Below are 14,844 nucleotides of genomic sequence, written 5' to 3'. Positions count from 1 at the left end.
ACTTTATTATTTGCTAATTAGACCTGATTGAATGAAAAGCCCACAGGTTGAGGAACGAAACCGAGGACTTGGAGTGAAAGCAGGACTTTCGGTAGATCGAAGCCACTGCCATTGCTCTTCTCAAAAGAGATAAATGCTACATTACTAACAGCCTTAAACGCTTAATCTCTCTTTTTTAACACTAAACAATAGCAAAATTGCGCCTATTCCCAAGATAATCCAGCCCCATTGAAAGTGAATGGCTTTGCCCAATAAGTTATCGGCTATTTTCATGCCGAAGTAATGGGTAGATTTAAAATAAACCGCAGCCGCCATTAATAAAACCCAAATAAACATTACCCTCGTTAGTAATCTAAAGGCCTTAAGTTGCCTGATAAAAAAACAAAGCGACAGCAGTCCAATAAAAGAATACGTGATTAAAAAGAGACGGATATCGGTTTTGTAAAGTCCCCAATTTACCCATTCGAAGATAATTTTAACCTGTAATATTGGGCAGAAGCCAGCTACGAACACCAAGATTAGACCGATAATGGCCAGGGGTTTATTTACAATCAGCATATTTAACGTTTAAAACGCTAACTTAAGGAAATAGATTGAGTTTTATCTTGATAATTGACGATTTTTGGCGCCCATTTTTTGATAACACCTTCAATTTCTGCTGGCTTGAATGGCTTTGCGATGAAATCCTGCATACCTGCTTCTAAACATTTATCTTTACCATCGCCAAGTGTATTTGCGGTAAGCGCAACCACTACCGGATATTCATAAACGCGATAATGCTTCCTAATTTCGGTAGTTGCCACTGTGCCATCCATAATTGGCATTTGCATGTCCATAAAAATCATGTCAAACTCTTCCTGCATTACCAAATCTAAAGCCAACTGACCATTAGATGCCTTTTTGCAGGTATAGCCAAGCTTACTCAGTGTTTTAGTGATCAACATTAAATTGATATCGTTGTCATCTACCACTAATATTCTTAAGGGATACTGCTGAGACAATTCACTATCTAAATGTATTTGTTCCTTCTCTATGGCTGGCTTAACTTTATTGTTTTGAGCCATCTCTTTGGTAACTATAAAGAATGTAAAAGTTGATCCCTTTCCTACCTCGCTGCTCACTTTAATTTTTCCATCCATCATAGAAATAAGGTTATAGGCAATATTTAGCCCTAAACCAGTACCTCCATATTTTCTCACTGTGGTATGATCTACCTGAACAAATGGTTTGAAAAGTAATTTTATGCGATCTTCTGCTATACCAATACCTGTATCTTTTACAATAAAGCCTAAACGAGCATAGCCGTTTTCGTCCTTATCTATCAGCTTACACTCTAGCAAAACCTGCCCCTTATCTGTAAACTTTACGGCATTGCCCAGTAGGTTAAGTAAAATCTGCTTCAAACGGACTGCATCGCAATAAATAAATTGAGATACAGCATCGTCAACTACATAACTTACCTTCACATTATTATTCAACCTTGGCAAAATAGAAAAGGTTTCGGACAGCAGCTCCCTAATATTTACAGAAGTCTTGTCGAGTTGAACTTTACCTGCTTCAATTTTTGAAAAGTCTAGCACATCATTTACGATACGTAAAAGTGACTCTGCGCTATTATGGATAGTTTTGGCATATTCCCGCTGCTCGTCATTTAATGAACTTTGAAGTAAAAGGTTCGACATTCCCAAAACTCCATTCATAGGAGTTCTGATTTCGTGGCTAATCATTGCCAAATACTCAGATTTTGCATTATTTGCAGATTGGGCATTTAACTTTGCATTGTAAATCTCTTTTTCGTGCGCCAATTGTTTTCTAAACGCTCTTTGAGATCTATTGTAAAGCACAATGTTCATTAACAACACCAGTAAAGCGGTTCCAATTACCAAATAACCCAACATTTCGTAGAAGCTATCGTTTTGGATAATCTTGTAAACCAGCTCTTCCCTTTCGAGCTTAATCAAATTATTTAACGACGACTGCGCTAAGCCAATTTTGCCTGATCCTACTTCGGAAACACTAGTTTGTGAGAATAAATTTAACTGCGCAACGTAGAAACGCTCTTCATCGTCTACCTGCTGTTCAACCGAATTAGCTTCTGCTTTATAGCTTTCATTGTCTTGCCTAAACTGTTGCAAAACTTTTTTACGACTAGCCAACTGCTTTAAATGAACACCTAAACTATCAGCTTGCGTAGCATCTATATTAATGTTCAGATAAGCGTAGTTAACCTGTTGCAATACATCGTTTAGCTCGATTAAATCGGCTACACGCTGCTGTTTTTGTTTAAAATAAGATGTGTTTTCCTTATTGTAGAGTAGCAAAGCAACACCACCCACCACTATTGCTAAGATGAGCAATAGTTTCACCATAAAGTTGACAAACAGTTGTTTTGACGCAGAAGTGCTCATTTAATTTATCAATCTTTATGGTGCTTTCATTTTTATCCTTTAGTGTTAATCCCCATCTTATCTGCAAAATGCGCACAATAATCTCTAAGATCTTCAACTATGTTTTTTTCTCCAGTAGCTCGTAAAAAGCTATCTCCCATGGTTTGTAGCGTCTCGTAAAAAAACCTCTTCATCTCATCAACTGGCATATCTTTAGTCCACAAATCTATTCGCATAGAGTTTTTGTAGTTATGGTCCCAAAGCGCTAACATCATAGATTTAGCTGCCATTTGATCTTTGTTTTCAGAATCTGATGATTCCCAAAGGATGTTTTCCGGTACGTTCTTTTCGTCTAATTCTACTGTAATTTTTATTTCCGCTTTTTTCATCTATGTATTTTTCTTAATAATTATGGATAGAACCTTATCCAAACACACTTACCTTTAACACGAAGACAAAAACAGCGGTCAGAATTACAACCATCAGTTGTATTAGCCAAAGTCTTGCCAAAGTGGGGATAAATTTTCTAAATATTTGATCGCAAAGAAACGACGCAAAAAACACCAAAAGGCCAAGTGCAATAAAAAGGCCTTTAAACTCGGTATTTGCCGGAGCCAAGAGCCAGTTTTTATTGACAATCAAACCTATAACTACCATGATACTCAAGGCAGAAACGATATTTAATGGAGTTAATCTTACTTTCAATTATCTACGTTGTTTAGGTTTAAATTTTTGATTTTTCTTATCGATTTTTTTTCCTGTAGCTGGATATTGTTTTTTCTTCTCGTGGAACGCTCCTTTAAAATCGGGATTTTCTTTCCGCTTTTGGGCATCAATTTCCCTTGCTATGAGCTGTTTTTCCTCATATGGAGTTTCCTCTACAAAAACTTCGGCAGGAATTTGAAGCTCAGGAATTTGCTGTCTAATGAGTTTCTCAATCTTATCAATAAAATAACGTTCTGCTTCATTGTAGAAAGTAATAGCCGTTCCTTCGTTAAAAGCCCTACCAGTTCTGCCAATTCTGTGCACATAATCTTCAATAATTATAGGCACATCAAAGTTAATTACATGGCTAACCTCACTTACATCAATCCCTCTCGAAGCTACATCCGTCGCTACTAAAACCCTGATATTTCCTTCTTTGAAACTGTTGATAGAATTGATACGTGTATTCTGTCCTTTATTCGCATGAATTACCCTAACTGCATCTTCACCAAACCGTCTCACAATAAAGTTGTTGATATTATCTGCAACCGTTTTTGTTTTGCAAAAGATAATTAGTCGCTTAAACTCTTCATCATTTTTTAACAAATGCTGCAACAAATTAATTTTGGTTTTGAAGTTAGGCACAGCATACATCAACTGCGTTACCGTTTGTGCAGGCGTTGCTTGCGCAGCCACCTCAACCGTCAACGGGTTTTTCAAGAAATCTCCAGCAATTTTGTGCACCAAATCACTCATGGTAGCAGAAAAAAGCAAGTTTTGACGCTTACGAGGAACCACTTCTAAAATACGATGAATAGAACCAATAAAGCCCATATCCATCATTTTATCGGCTTCATCTAGCACTAAAAATTGTAAACTTCTTGTGTTGATATCGCCAGTTAAATATAAATCTAAGAAACGACCAGGTGTGGCCACCAAAATATCTACCCCTTTTGCAATTGCTTCTTTTTGGGTTTTAGGACCTAAGCCGCCAAAAATCACGACCGTTCTTAAATCGGTATAGGTAGAAAACAATTTCACCTGTTCTTCTATCTGCATTGCCAATTCTCTAGTTGGCACTAAAATTAACGCCCTAGGGTTGTCGCCTTGCGCAAATTTCAGTTTCATAAGCATGGGCAACACATAGGCAGCAGTTTTACCAGTACCCGTTTGCGCAATCCCGAACAAATCTTGTCCCGACAATACCGGACCAATCGCCTTCTCTTGAATTGGCGTAGCTTCTGTGAAACCCGCCTCTTCTACCGCATTCAGTATCTGTCTGTTGAGCTTAAACTCATCGAATTTTTTTGGCATAGCTGCGAATTTACAATTTATTAGTTGTAAGTCCGAAGTTTGCGACCCGAAATCCGTAAGATGACAAACCACAAACCAGCATTATTTTTAGAAAACGTATGTCATAGCTTCTCGGCAATTTTAGCCCTGCCCTCGCTATAATCTTTTTGTGATTGGTAATGCACAAAGTCATCGAAGTACTGAAACAAAAAAGTATTACCGCTAAGTCAGGTTTAATTAACAAAATGCTCTACTTCGTCGTTAAAAAACAACCCACAACAATGCAACAATCAAACAATAATCCTAACTTTACCAGCATGAGTACTATCTTGATTAAAGCAGCCAGCATCGTAAACGAAGGGCAAATTTTCACTTCAGATTTATTAATTAAAAACGGAAGAATTGAAAAAATTGCACCAACAATTAATGCGCCTGCAGATTTAGAAATTAACGCAGAGGGCTTGCATCTTCTACCCGGAATGATTGACGACCAAGTGCATTTCCGCGAACCTGGCTTAACACACAAAGCAGATATTTTTTCGGAAAGCATGGCAGCCGTAGCTGGTGGTATCACTTCTTTTATGGAGATGCCGAACACCGTTCCAAATACTTTAACTCAAGAATTACTAGCAGATAAGTATGCCATTGCACAACAAACATCATTAGCTAACTACTCATTTTATATGGGTGCCAGCAATGATAACATCGAAGAAGTTTTAAAAACAGACGCTAAAAACGTGTGCGGTATAAAGGTTTTCATGGGTTCGTCTACCGGAAATATGTTGGTAGATAACGAAAAAACCCTAGAGAACATTTTCAGCAAAGCACCAATGTTGGTAGCCACACATTGCGAAGACGAAGCTACCATTCGCCACAACTTAGCTACGTATAAAGAGAAATACGGCGAAGATTTGACCATCGAAATGCACCCGCTGATTAGAAGTGCTGAGGCTTGCTACAAATCATCATCGTTAGCGGTAGAATTGGCAAAGCGTTACAATACCCGTTTGCACATCCTGCATATTTCTACGGCAAAAGAAGTTGCTTTATTTGATAATACTTTGGCTTTGGCCGATAAAAGAATTACTGCTGAGGCTTGCGTACATCACCTTTGGTTTAACGACGCAGATTATGCTACAAAAGGCAACTTTATTAAATGGAACCCTGCTGTAAAAACTGCGGCAGACCAAGCTGGAATTTTACAAGGTTTGTTAGACAACCATATTGATGTGATTGCTACAGACCATGCGCCACATACGCTCGATGAGAAAAATCAGCCTTATGCGCAAGCACCTTCTGGCGGACCTTTGGTACAACATGCTTTACCTGCATTATTGGAAATGCATTTGCAAGGCAAAATCTCTTTAGAAAAGATTGTAGAAAAAGCATCGCACAACGTAGCAACTTGTTTTAATTTGAGCAAACGTGGTTTTGTAAGAGAAGGTTATTGGGCAGATTTGGTATTAGTAGATTTGAACGACCCTTGCAAAGTAACTTCCTTAAATACACTTTACAAATGTGGCTGGTCGCCATTTGATGGGGAAACTTTCCAAGCAAGCATTACGCACACTTTTGTATCGGGTAATTTGGCTTATCAAAAAGGCAAGTTCATGACGAATGAGACTGGCAAGCGCTTAACGTTTGATAGATAATGCGGGGAGAAGGCTACAAGCTAAACGCCACCTTTATATATATCAGCGTTGCTGTAATAATCTTCATTTTAGGGTTCTTTCCAGAAGCAGTTGAAACTTATTACAGCAATTTCTTTTACCCTATTGTCTCTAAAATTCAACGCTTTGTTTCCTCTATTTTCCCCTTTGCCATAGGCGATTTTCTCTATACATTACTGATAATCTTTACAATTAGAAGTCTTATCATATTCATCAGGAGAAAACAAAAAACAAAAAAGGATTATGCGCCTTTCGGGCTTAAATCTATCAACTTTGCTCTTATTATCTACATTTCATTTAAACTACTTTGGGGCTTAAATTATTCGAGACCTAGAATTAATGAACAACTGCAAATTAGCGATAAACCTTACAGCAAGGAGCAACTTTTAAAGCTGAATACTTTCTTCCTACGAAAATTAGATACGTTAGGCAAAACTACAGACAAGACCGAATTTAACCTCACAACAGGAGAATTAAAAGAGATAGCGTCTACTGCTTACAATCAATTGGCAGAAAACCAGCCTTTCTTCCGATACAAATACACATCCGTTAAACCAGTTATAAGTTCTTGGTTAGTGAGTAAAACCGGTATCGAGGGTTATTATAACCCACTTTCTGGAGAAGCAAATATAAATCAGCGTTTACCTAATTTTGTGTTGCCTTTTGTTACCTGCCACGAAATTGCTCACCAAATTGGCGTAGCTAAAGAAGACGAAGCTAATCTTGTAGGCTATTTAACGGCAATCCACAGCAGCAGCGCTCAATTTCAATATTCGGCTTATTATAATATGTTCAGATATGTATTGTTCGAAATCAGAATGAAATATCCAGAGGACTACAATAAGATTATTGAAAAAATCCCTCAAAGTATATTAGACAATTTTAAAATTGAAAGAGAATTTTGGGCAAAATATAACGGAGCCATGTCGGTTTACATGGGCAAAACCTTCGATAAAATCTTGAAGTTAAATAACCAGCACAAGGGGATTAAAAGCTATCAAGATATTGTGCTTTGGTTAGTGAATTATCATGCCAAGGAGTTAACAGTTTCCAATTAGCAGTGGACAGTCAACATGGCCAGTGCAAACTGATAATTGTAAACTGAGAACTGGTTACCCGTGTATCGCTTCTTTATTTCCGTAACTCTGAATTAAGTTCCCTTCAAACTCCAACCATTCTTTCCAACGCTTATCTACATCAACATCAATGGTATATTTACGGGCGAAGTTTAGAAAAGTAGTGTAATGTGTAGCTTCAGAAACCATTAAATCATGGTAAAATTTCGCTAGTTCCTTATCCTGAATATTTTGTGACAACACTCTGAAACGTTCACAACTACGAGCTTCAATCATAGCAGCAAACAACAATCTATCTATAAAAGCCTGGTTTCTACTTCCATCCTTTTTACTGAACTTCACTAACCTACCTACATAATCGTCCTTACGCTCGCGACCTAAAGTGTAACCACGTTCCTTGATGATATTGATGACCATTTGAAAGTGCTCCAACTCTTCTAAAGCAATCGCTGTCAATTCATCTACCAAATCCTGATGCTCGGAGTTTTGCGTAATTAAAGTGATGGCATTACTTGCCGCCTTTTGCTCGCACCAAGCATGGTCGGTAAGTATTTCTTCTAAATTTCCTTCAGCAATATTGGCCCAACGTGGGTCGGTAAGTAGTTTTAGTCCTAGCATAAGCTGCAAAATTAAGAAAATAGCCTGAGATTATATTAAACCACAAAGAACACAAAGAAATGAAGTGGCTATTTTTTAAACCATACTTTAAGGAAATCTTTGTGTTCTTCGTGCGCTTTGTGGTTAAACCTTTTTCAATTCAGCTAATAAACCGCAACTTTGTAGGATGGCAAGAAAAGTTTTATTTATTGGATTAGTTTGGCCAGAGCCTACATCATCGGCAGCTGGTACCCGCATCATACAATTGGTGCAGCTTTTCTTAGCCAATGGCGATGAAGTCCATTTCGCATCTGCAGCATCTAAAAGCGATTTTAGCTTCGACTTGATAAGCCTTGGTGTTATTGAACACGAAATAAAACTTAACGACAGTTCTTTTGATGATTGGCTTAAAGTTTTAAATCCAAATATTGTAGTCTTTGATAGGTTCATGATTGAGGAACAATACGGTTGGCGGGTACAGCAGGAATGCCCCGATGCTTTGAGAATTTTAGACACTGAAGATTTACATTTCTTACGCCACGCCAGACAAACCGCTGTCAAAAGCAAAGCTGAAGTTGACTTATATAACGATATTACTAAACGAGAATTAGCTGCGATTTTACGCTGCGATTTGTCGCTCATTATCTCACAAGCCGAAATGGATTTGTTGAAGAATTTCAATATCAACCCTGATATACTTTACTACTTGCCATTTTTAGAGGAAGAAATTACATCAACCGAAAACTGGAAAACCTTCGAAGAAAGAAAGGATTTCGTTTTCATTGGCAACTATTTGCACGAACCGAATTGGCAAACCTTACAACACTTAAAAACCAACGTTTGGCCTTTACTAAGAAAGAAACTACCAGAAGCATCACTACATATCTACGGTGCTTACACTAGTGAGAAAGTAACGCAGTTGCAGAATGTCAGAGAAAAATTCCTTATTCATGGCAGGGCCGAAAGTGCCAGAGCAACCATTTCGCAACATCGCATTTTATTGGCTCCTCTCCTATTTGGTGCGGGCGCAAAAGGCAAGTTTATAGACGCCATGCAAACTGGAACTCCAATCGCTAGCAGTACCGTTGGTGCCGAAGGAATGGCTAACGACTTAGATTGGGCTGGAATTATCAGCGATGATTTAGAAACTTTTGTTGACGAAACTGTTGAACTTTACAAGAATGCAAACCTCTGGAAGCAAGCACAGCAAAATGGAATTAAAATCATTAACGAGTTATATGCTAAAGGTAAGTTTGAAGGAGAGTTTTTAGAAAGAATTGCTGAGATTGAAGAAAATCTAAACTTGCATCGTCAACAAAACTTTTTGGGTGAAATATTGAAACACCATATCCTACAAAGTACAAAATACATGTCGCTTTGGATTGAGGAGAAGAATAAAAAATAATCGATATTAGCCTTATGGAACAAAACGAGCTTAAAGGGTTAACCGACGAACAACTACTTCATGAACAAAAGAAACTAAAATCTAGCAAAATTACCACTGCATTTTTGATTGGAGCCTTAATAGGCGTTGCGGTCTACAGCGCTGTAAAAAATGGTATCGGATTTTTCACGTTCTTCCCATTGTTCTTCGTATATCTTTTGTTCAATAACGGGAAAAAAGTGAAAGCGGTAAAAGAGGAACTAAAATCTAGAGATATAAAATAACAATCGTTTTAAGTTCTCAATTCTACTCTAATTATGATTAACGAACAGAAGCAAAAAAATTTAGAAAAATACTATGCTATTGTTTTAGCAACCTTAGCTTATCTAGAGCAACGTTTCGGCCAAAGCATGATTTATGATGATATCAACCCTATCGCCGAGTATTATCAACAACAAAAAATACAAACGGAAAAAAATTTCAAGCAACGTAAACTAGATAGGCTTCAACAAAGATATATAAGCCTAACTAAAAGCCTGCAAAATGCTATCGACTTAAACTTTTCCTCTTACATCAAGGAGAAAACTGGATACGATATTGATATTTTCGAAGATTTGCGAAAACGTATTGATATCATTTTTACGCAAAATAGAATTCTCAATCAACAAAACCTTAATGATGTTTCTATAGCTCTTGAATTGTACCAACAGAGTTCAAATAAGGAGAATGATATAGAAAGGTTTAACGTCCTCCTAGCAAGATATGTTGGGGCTCAATCAATTTCTAAAACGAAATCAAGAGTGATAAATAAAGTTGTTAGAAGAATAGATCACGAAACAGAAGAAGTCACTATTTTCGAGACGACTAGCACCAAACCAAAACATTTCGAAGAATATATAGAAATTTCTCCAGATGGCAAGCGTAAGGTACGCACAACGCAGTGGGCTGATAAACATAATTCTGGAACTTATGTATCTGTGGATTTCCCAAGCGTTAACGGCCCAGTTTATGGTACAACCGGCATCCACCCAATAGTTAAAGCGTGGTGGAAAGACAATTCGACCATTATTATAGAAACTAGCGAAGAGCTTCCAGCCTATACGCAATATAAAAAAGTAAGTAGTTTCGAAGACGTTATCACGATAGAATACATGTTTCACTAACACACCTTTTTTACAACATTCAAACATTCTACCCCAAAAACCTTACAACATTCTTGTAACTTTGCCCCATGGCAAAAATATCCATCAATCTGGCGACAGGTTCATTACAAAAAGAAGAAATTATAGTAGGAATTGATTTAGGTACGACCAATAGTTTGGTGGCTTTTATCAACCCTGAGCAACAACCACAAGTTATTAACGACGCTGGAAAAGGCGTTCTGGTACCATCGGTAGTGCACTTTAATGAACAAGGCGATGCAGAAGTAGGTAACGAAGCCAAAGCTTACCTAACTACCGACCCAACCAATACTATTTTCTCCGTAAAACGATTATTGGGTCGTTCGTACAAAGATGTTGCCGAACACAGCGATATTTTCAGTTATAAAATAATTGACGATGATAGCGATGCCTTAGTGAAAATTAAAGCTGGCGATAGATTTTACACGCCAATTGAGCTTTCTGCTGAGATTTTAAAAGAACTAAAAGCTCGTGCTGAACATGCTTTGAAAACTCCAGTTAATAGAGCAGTAATCACGGTTCCTGCTTATTTCAATGACAGTCAGCGACAAGCAACTCGCGATGCAGGTAAACTAGCAGGGTTAGACGTTTTACGTATCGTGAACGAACCTACCGCAGCAAGTTTAGCATATGGTTTGGGGTTAGACTCATCGCAACAAAAAACCATTGCCGTTTACGATTTAGGCGGTGGTACTTTCGATGTTTCTATCCTACAAATCCAAAATGGCATTTTCGAAGTGTTAAGTACCAACGGAAATACTTTCTTAGGTGGCGATGATTTTGACCGTGCTATCTTCAACTATTGGATTGAAAAAAATCAGCTAGATGTTGCAACAGTAGCTAAAGATAACGTATTAACGCAAAGCCTACGCTTACAAGCCGAGGCTGCTAAAAAAGCATTAACTAACCAAAATTTATACAACGAACAGCTGGGAGATATTTGGTGTACGCTAGATAAACAAACTTTCGAAAGCTTAATTGCAGCTAAAGTACAAGAAACCATCGAAGCTTGTAAATCGGCCTTGAAAGATGCTGAGTTAAGCGTTTCCGATATTGACGAAGTGGTTTTAGTGGGTGGTTCTACTCGTACACCTTATGTTAAAAAAGCTGTGAGTGATTTCTTCGGGAAAACTCCGCAAGATAACATCAACCCTGATGAAGTGGTTGCTTTAGGTGCTGCCGTACAGGCGGATATTCTATCTGGTAACCGTTCTGATATTTTACTATTGGATGTAACGCCGTTGTCGCTTGGTATAGAAACCATGGGTGGTTTAATGGATGTGATTATTGCTCGTAACAGCAAAGTCCCAACCAAAGCCGGTCGCCAATATACGACATCGGTAGATGGACAGGTAAACATGAAAATTTCGGTTTATCAAGGTGAACGTGATTTGGTAAAAGAAAACCGTAAGCTAGCAGAATTTGATTTGAAAGGAATTCCGGCAATGCCTGCAGGTTTGCCAAAGGTGGATATCAATTTCCTACTTAATGCTGATGGTATTTTAACGGTTCAAGCGATTGAATTACGTTCTGGAGTGAAACAGGAAATCGAAGTTAAGCCTAGTTACGGGTTAAGTGACGATACTGTGGAAAAAATGTTAATCGATAGTATTACCAATGCTAGAAGCGATGTGGAGCAACGTATGTTGATTGAAGCACGTAGCGAAGGCGAGCAATTGGTTTATACCGCAGAGCGATTTATAGCAAAGCACCAAGATTTATTGACAGAAACTGAAGTTTCTGATACACAAAAACACATCGATAGCTTGAAAGAAGCTTTGGGTAGCGGCGATAAGGATATCATCCTTAAGAAAACGGATGAATTGAATGAATTTACTCGCCCATTTGCGGAGAGAGTGATGGACACGGCAATTGGTCAGGCGATGAAAGGCAAAAAGATAGACGAATAACAAAAAAGCCCAGTTTGAACTGGGCTTTTTTGTCTATTGAGCAAAAGCTTCTTTTATCATTTTTTCAAGTTCAGGCTTGTTTTCTTCCACTACGCTCTTTCCCATTTCCATTCCTTTTTGCATCAAATAACTTGCTTTGTCGGCAAATTTCTTTCCTGTTGGTGATGAATAAAAAGTGGCAAGTTCCTTCAATTCCTTTTCGGTAAATTCATCGGCATACATTTTAGTCAAACGAGGTTTTAACGTCTGATAATTAAAATGTTTACTCATAAATTCTTTCATTACAGCAGTAAACTTCTCTCTGTATTGTTCCGGAACTGCGCCAAGCTGTGTCTTCAACATCGCATCCACTACGCCATCAAAGCTAGATTTTAAACCAGATACTTCAACAAATGCTTCGCTTGCTTTTAAATGTTGTGGAGTTTGTGCAAAAGCAAAACTTGGGAGTGCAATTAATATTGCAAATAATAATTTCTTCATAACGTTATTTAAATCGTCACAAGATAGAATATTTATTAATAGGATTATTCATAATTTAGAGCTGCAGAATAATTAAAATAAACATGCAGCATTTCACTAACGAAACGATAAACTTAGACGCACTTCCTAGATACGAAGCAACCCCATTAACAGCTCCAGCACCCAAATACTGGCAAATTATCATCATCAACCTTGTTATTTTTCTATTCATTATTGGCGCTGCATTGACTGCTTTTGTTTTCTTCAACGAAGAATTTCATTCTAACTGGTTTGTTTTTGCCGGAATTTTCGTGGCTTTTGCAGCCTTCTTATTTTTACTATTTAGAGCAAGCTTTAAACGTAGAGGTTTCGCCCTACGAGAAAAAGATGTGCTTTACAAAAGTGGTGTCATTGCCGAAACTACTGTCATTGTACCATTAACCCGCATTCAACATGTAGCTTTAAACGAAGGCTTTCTATCAAGAATGTTTCAGCTGGGCACTCTGCAAATTTATACTGCCGGAGGTTCAAGTGGCGAAATCCGCATTGCGGGAGTACCTATTGAGCAAGCAAAAGCAATGAAAGAAGCTCTAGTACAACGTTTAGTGGTTAATTCAGAAAAAGAAAGCGAATAATGGCTCTAGATTTTAGCGAACCACAAAGGCAATCTGCCGCCGGAATTTTGATTAACGGGGCTTACATCCTCCAACGATTTGTACGTGCCATGTTTATCCCCTTGGCTTTGTTTATTTTTAAATCGAACAAAGTTGCTTTACTTTACATGGCATTAGGTTTAATTGCGGTATTAATCATTTCCATTGTATACGGTTACTTTTACTATCGTAAATTCACGTTCTACCTAAATACGCTAAAACGCGAATTTGTGATTGACAAAGGGGTTTTTGGCAGAAAAAACCTAACCATTCCCATAGAAAAAATACAGCAAGTAAACATTAACCAAGGTTTTCTACAGAAACTGATTGGCGTTTACAGCTTGCAAATTGACACTGCTGGTTCTGATAGCAAAGAAGTGAATATTAGTGCCATTAGTGGAGCTACAGCTTATGCACTGAAAGAACATCTGTTAAATGGTAGCGAACAAACTACAATTAATCCAGAAAGCATTTCAGAAAACTTTGAGACGCCAATAGCTACCAAAGAGACTCCCTTCATTAAAATTAATGCCAGCACATTATTGAAAATTGGACTAACCAGCAATTACGGACAAAGCATTGTGTTGTTACTTGGTTTCGGCTATGCCGTTTTTCATAACTTAAAAGAATTTTTGAAGGCTTTTGATAACGACCACGGACAGATAGAAAATTTCTTTACCAGTGGTTTTACAATTATCTCTTTAGCTATACTTTTCGTAGGGATTATCATCGTTTTACTTGCCACTAACGTGATAAGAACCTTTGTGAAATACTTCGATTTCCAAATCAGCAAACATCAAAAATCGTTGCTAATTTCATCTGGTCTTTTAGCGAAGAAAAATACCTTGCTTCATCCTAATAAAGTTCAGGTTACGGAATACAGTCAGAACTATTTTCAGAAGAAAATCGGTTTGTTTAACATGGCGCTAAAGCAAGCACACTCTGGTCAGCAACAATCTGAAAAGGAAGTTAGGAGCAATAATATGGAGGTTCCTGGATGTAGCCCAGTAGAAAAAGATGAAGTTTTGAGGATGATTTTGAGCAAGCTTCCGCAAGATGGTACTCGCTACAAACCCAACTTCCGTTTTATGAATTTGCCAATAGTTTTTACGTTGATATTACCTCTAGCGTGTTATGGTTTCATCTATCGATGGGTACCAGAAGTTAGGGAATTTTATCCGCTAGCTATTATCTATTTTTTAGCTGCTTCACTGATGATTTACATTTCTTATACCAAACATCGCATTACAGTTTCAGAAGATTTTATCATTAAACAAAGTGGAATTTGGGATATTTCGCAAGAAATTATCGAACCTCATAAAATTCAATCTATCAGCACTTCGCAATTTCCTTGGCATAAATCCCTAGATATTGGCCATGTGACTTTACATACGGCGGCTGGCAATATTGCGTTTAGCTACGGGAATTATACTGAGATAAAAACCTTGGTAAATTGGTGGCTTTATCAGGTAGAGAGCGGACAGAAAGACTGGATGTAGAGCTGGAGAATATCCAATATCCGAATAACC

The 14,844-nt window shown here is 37.7% G+C and carries 15 protein-coding genes; 8 read left to right on the top strand and 7 right to left on the bottom strand.

Annotated elements, in window-relative coordinates:
- Nucleotides 1–153 precede the first annotated feature (153 nt).
- The 5 genes from AC23ME_RS14465 to AC23ME_RS14445 are packed head-to-tail and all read right to left on the bottom strand — an operon-like array spanning nt 154 to nt 4,406.
- Nucleotides 154–558: a hypothetical protein gene (locus AC23ME_RS14465; protein ID WP_487728487.1), complete on the bottom strand. Its 405-nt coding sequence runs from the start codon at nt 556–558 to the stop codon at nt 154–156.
- Between the two features lie 17 nt (nt 559–575).
- Nucleotides 576–2,408: an ATP-binding protein gene (locus tag AC23ME_RS14460; protein WP_487728486.1), complete on the bottom strand. Its 1,833-nt coding sequence runs from the start codon at nt 2,406–2,408 to the stop codon at nt 576–578.
- Nucleotides 2,409–2,440: 32 nt separating this feature from the next.
- Entirely contained in the window at nt 2,441–2,776 is a 336-nt protein-coding gene (gldC, locus tag AC23ME_RS14455; RefSeq protein WP_308848134.1) for a gliding motility protein GldC, read from the bottom strand.
- Between the two features lie 34 nt (nt 2,777–2,810).
- Nucleotides 2,811–3,092, bottom strand: coding sequence for a hypothetical protein (locus AC23ME_RS14450; RefSeq protein ID WP_487728485.1), 282 nt, complete (start codon nt 3,090–3,092; stop codon nt 2,811–2,813).
- Nucleotides 3,093–4,406: a DEAD/DEAH box helicase gene (locus tag AC23ME_RS14445; protein ID WP_487728484.1), complete on the bottom strand. Its 1,314-nt coding sequence runs from the start codon at nt 4,404–4,406 to the stop codon at nt 3,093–3,095. It lies immediately after the preceding gene.
- Between the two features lie 296 nt (nt 4,407–4,702).
- Between AC23ME_RS14445 and AC23ME_RS14440 the strand changes: the two genes are divergently transcribed.
- Both AC23ME_RS14440 and AC23ME_RS14435 read left to right on the top strand, forming a co-directional pair.
- The gene (locus tag AC23ME_RS14440; RefSeq protein ID WP_487728483.1) at nt 4,703–6,037 is read left to right on the top strand and encodes a dihydroorotase; all 1,335 of its coding nucleotides are present in this window, start codon (nt 4,703–4,705) and stop codon (nt 6,035–6,037) included.
- Nucleotides 6,037–7,113 (top strand): DUF3810 domain-containing protein, encoded by a 1,077-nt coding sequence (locus AC23ME_RS14435; RefSeq protein WP_487728482.1) that lies wholly within the window; start codon nt 6,037–6,039, stop codon nt 7,111–7,113. Before AC23ME_RS14440 ends, AC23ME_RS14435 begins: the two co-directional genes overlap by 1 nt.
- Nucleotides 7,114–7,167: 54 nt before the next feature.
- Here the strand turns inward: AC23ME_RS14435 and AC23ME_RS14430 are convergent, their stop codons facing one another.
- Nucleotides 7,168–7,749 (bottom strand): MiaE family protein, encoded by a 582-nt coding sequence (locus tag AC23ME_RS14430; protein WP_487728481.1) that lies wholly within the window; start codon nt 7,747–7,749, stop codon nt 7,168–7,170.
- Between the two features lie 166 nt (nt 7,750–7,915).
- Between AC23ME_RS14430 and AC23ME_RS14425 the strand changes: the two genes are divergently transcribed.
- The 4 genes from AC23ME_RS14425 to hscA all read left to right on the top strand — a co-directional run bounded on the left by AC23ME_RS14425 (nt 7,916) and on the right by hscA (nt 12,203).
- The gene (locus AC23ME_RS14425) at nt 7,916–9,133 is read left to right on the top strand and encodes a glycosyltransferase (protein WP_487728480.1); all 1,218 of its coding nucleotides are present in this window, start codon (nt 7,916–7,918) and stop codon (nt 9,131–9,133) included.
- Between the two features lie 14 nt (nt 9,134–9,147).
- A complete protein-coding gene (locus AC23ME_RS14420) occupies nt 9,148–9,396 on the top strand; it encodes a hypothetical protein (RefSeq protein ID WP_487728479.1) in 249 nt (82 codons plus the stop codon).
- 33 nt (nt 9,397–9,429) lie between these two features.
- Nucleotides 9,430–10,275 (top strand): hypothetical protein, encoded by an 846-nt coding sequence (locus AC23ME_RS14415; RefSeq protein ID WP_487728478.1) that lies wholly within the window; start codon nt 9,430–9,432, stop codon nt 10,273–10,275.
- Nucleotides 10,276–10,343: 68 nt separating this feature from the next.
- On the top strand, nt 10,344–12,203 hold the full coding sequence (gene hscA, locus AC23ME_RS14410) for a Fe-S protein assembly chaperone HscA (protein WP_487728477.1): 1,860 nt from the start codon (nt 10,344–10,346) through the stop codon (nt 12,201–12,203).
- A 33-nt stretch (nt 12,204–12,236) separates the two neighbouring features.
- Here the strand turns inward: hscA and AC23ME_RS14405 are convergent, their stop codons facing one another.
- Complete coding sequence (locus AC23ME_RS14405; RefSeq protein ID WP_487728476.1) at nt 12,237–12,683, bottom strand: DUF2059 domain-containing protein; 447 nt, start codon at nt 12,681–12,683, stop codon at nt 12,237–12,239.
- Between the two features lie 83 nt (nt 12,684–12,766).
- On the opposite strand from AC23ME_RS14405, the gene AC23ME_RS14400 reads away from it, so the two are divergent.
- Nucleotides 12,767–13,297: a PH domain-containing protein gene (locus AC23ME_RS14400; protein WP_487728475.1), complete on the top strand. Its 531-nt coding sequence runs from the start codon at nt 12,767–12,769 to the stop codon at nt 13,295–13,297.
- A complete protein-coding gene (locus tag AC23ME_RS14395; RefSeq protein WP_487728474.1) occupies nt 13,297–14,814 on the top strand; it encodes a PH domain-containing protein in 1,518 nt (505 codons plus the stop codon). Before AC23ME_RS14400 ends, AC23ME_RS14395 begins: the two co-directional genes overlap by 1 nt.
- Nucleotides 14,815–14,844 lie beyond the last annotated feature (30 nt).

This window comes from Pedobacter sp. T50_32 (genome assembly GCF_057652195.1).
The sequence above is the reverse complement of the archived record's forward strand: the minus strand, read 5'-3'. Positions and strand labels throughout refer to the sequence as shown.

Excerpts from the sequence above, each read along its gene's own strand:
- AC23ME_RS14395 (WP_487728474.1), top strand. The coding sequence starts at position 13,297 with ATGGCTCTAGATTTTAGCGAACCACAAAGGCAATCTGCCGCCGGAATT.
- AC23ME_RS14425 (WP_487728480.1), top strand. The coding sequence starts at position 7,916 with ATGGCAAGAAAAGTTTTATTTATTGGATTAGTTTGGCCAGAGCCTACA.
- AC23ME_RS14445 (WP_487728484.1), bottom strand. The coding sequence starts at position 4,406 with ATGCCAAAAAAATTCGATGAGTTTAAGCTCAACAGACAGATACTGAAT.
- AC23ME_RS14435 (WP_487728482.1), top strand. The coding sequence starts at position 6,037 with ATGCGGGGAGAAGGCTACAAGCTAAACGCCACCTTTATATATATCAGC.
- AC23ME_RS14430 (WP_487728481.1), bottom strand. The coding sequence starts at position 7,749 with ATGCTAGGACTAAAACTACTTACCGACCCACGTTGGGCCAATATTGCT.
- gldC (WP_308848134.1), bottom strand. The coding sequence starts at position 2,776 with ATGAAAAAAGCGGAAATAAAAATTACAGTAGAATTAGACGAAAAGAAC.
- AC23ME_RS14460 (WP_487728486.1), bottom strand. The coding sequence starts at position 2,408 with ATGAGCACTTCTGCGTCAAAACAACTGTTTGTCAACTTTATGGTGAAA.
- AC23ME_RS14415 (WP_487728478.1), top strand. The coding sequence starts at position 9,430 with ATGATTAACGAACAGAAGCAAAAAAATTTAGAAAAATACTATGCTATT.
- AC23ME_RS14465 (WP_487728487.1), bottom strand. The coding sequence starts at position 558 with ATGCTGATTGTAAATAAACCCCTGGCCATTATCGGTCTAATCTTGGTG.
- AC23ME_RS14440 (WP_487728483.1), top strand. The coding sequence starts at position 4,703 with ATGAGTACTATCTTGATTAAAGCAGCCAGCATCGTAAACGAAGGGCAA.
- AC23ME_RS14420 (WP_487728479.1), top strand. The coding sequence starts at position 9,148 with ATGGAACAAAACGAGCTTAAAGGGTTAACCGACGAACAACTACTTCAT.
- AC23ME_RS14405 (WP_487728476.1), bottom strand. The coding sequence starts at position 12,683 with ATGAAGAAATTATTATTTGCAATATTAATTGCACTCCCAAGTTTTGCT.
- hscA (WP_487728477.1), top strand. The coding sequence starts at position 10,344 with ATGGCAAAAATATCCATCAATCTGGCGACAGGTTCATTACAAAAAGAA.
- AC23ME_RS14400 (WP_487728475.1), top strand. The coding sequence starts at position 12,767 with ATGCAGCATTTCACTAACGAAACGATAAACTTAGACGCACTTCCTAGA.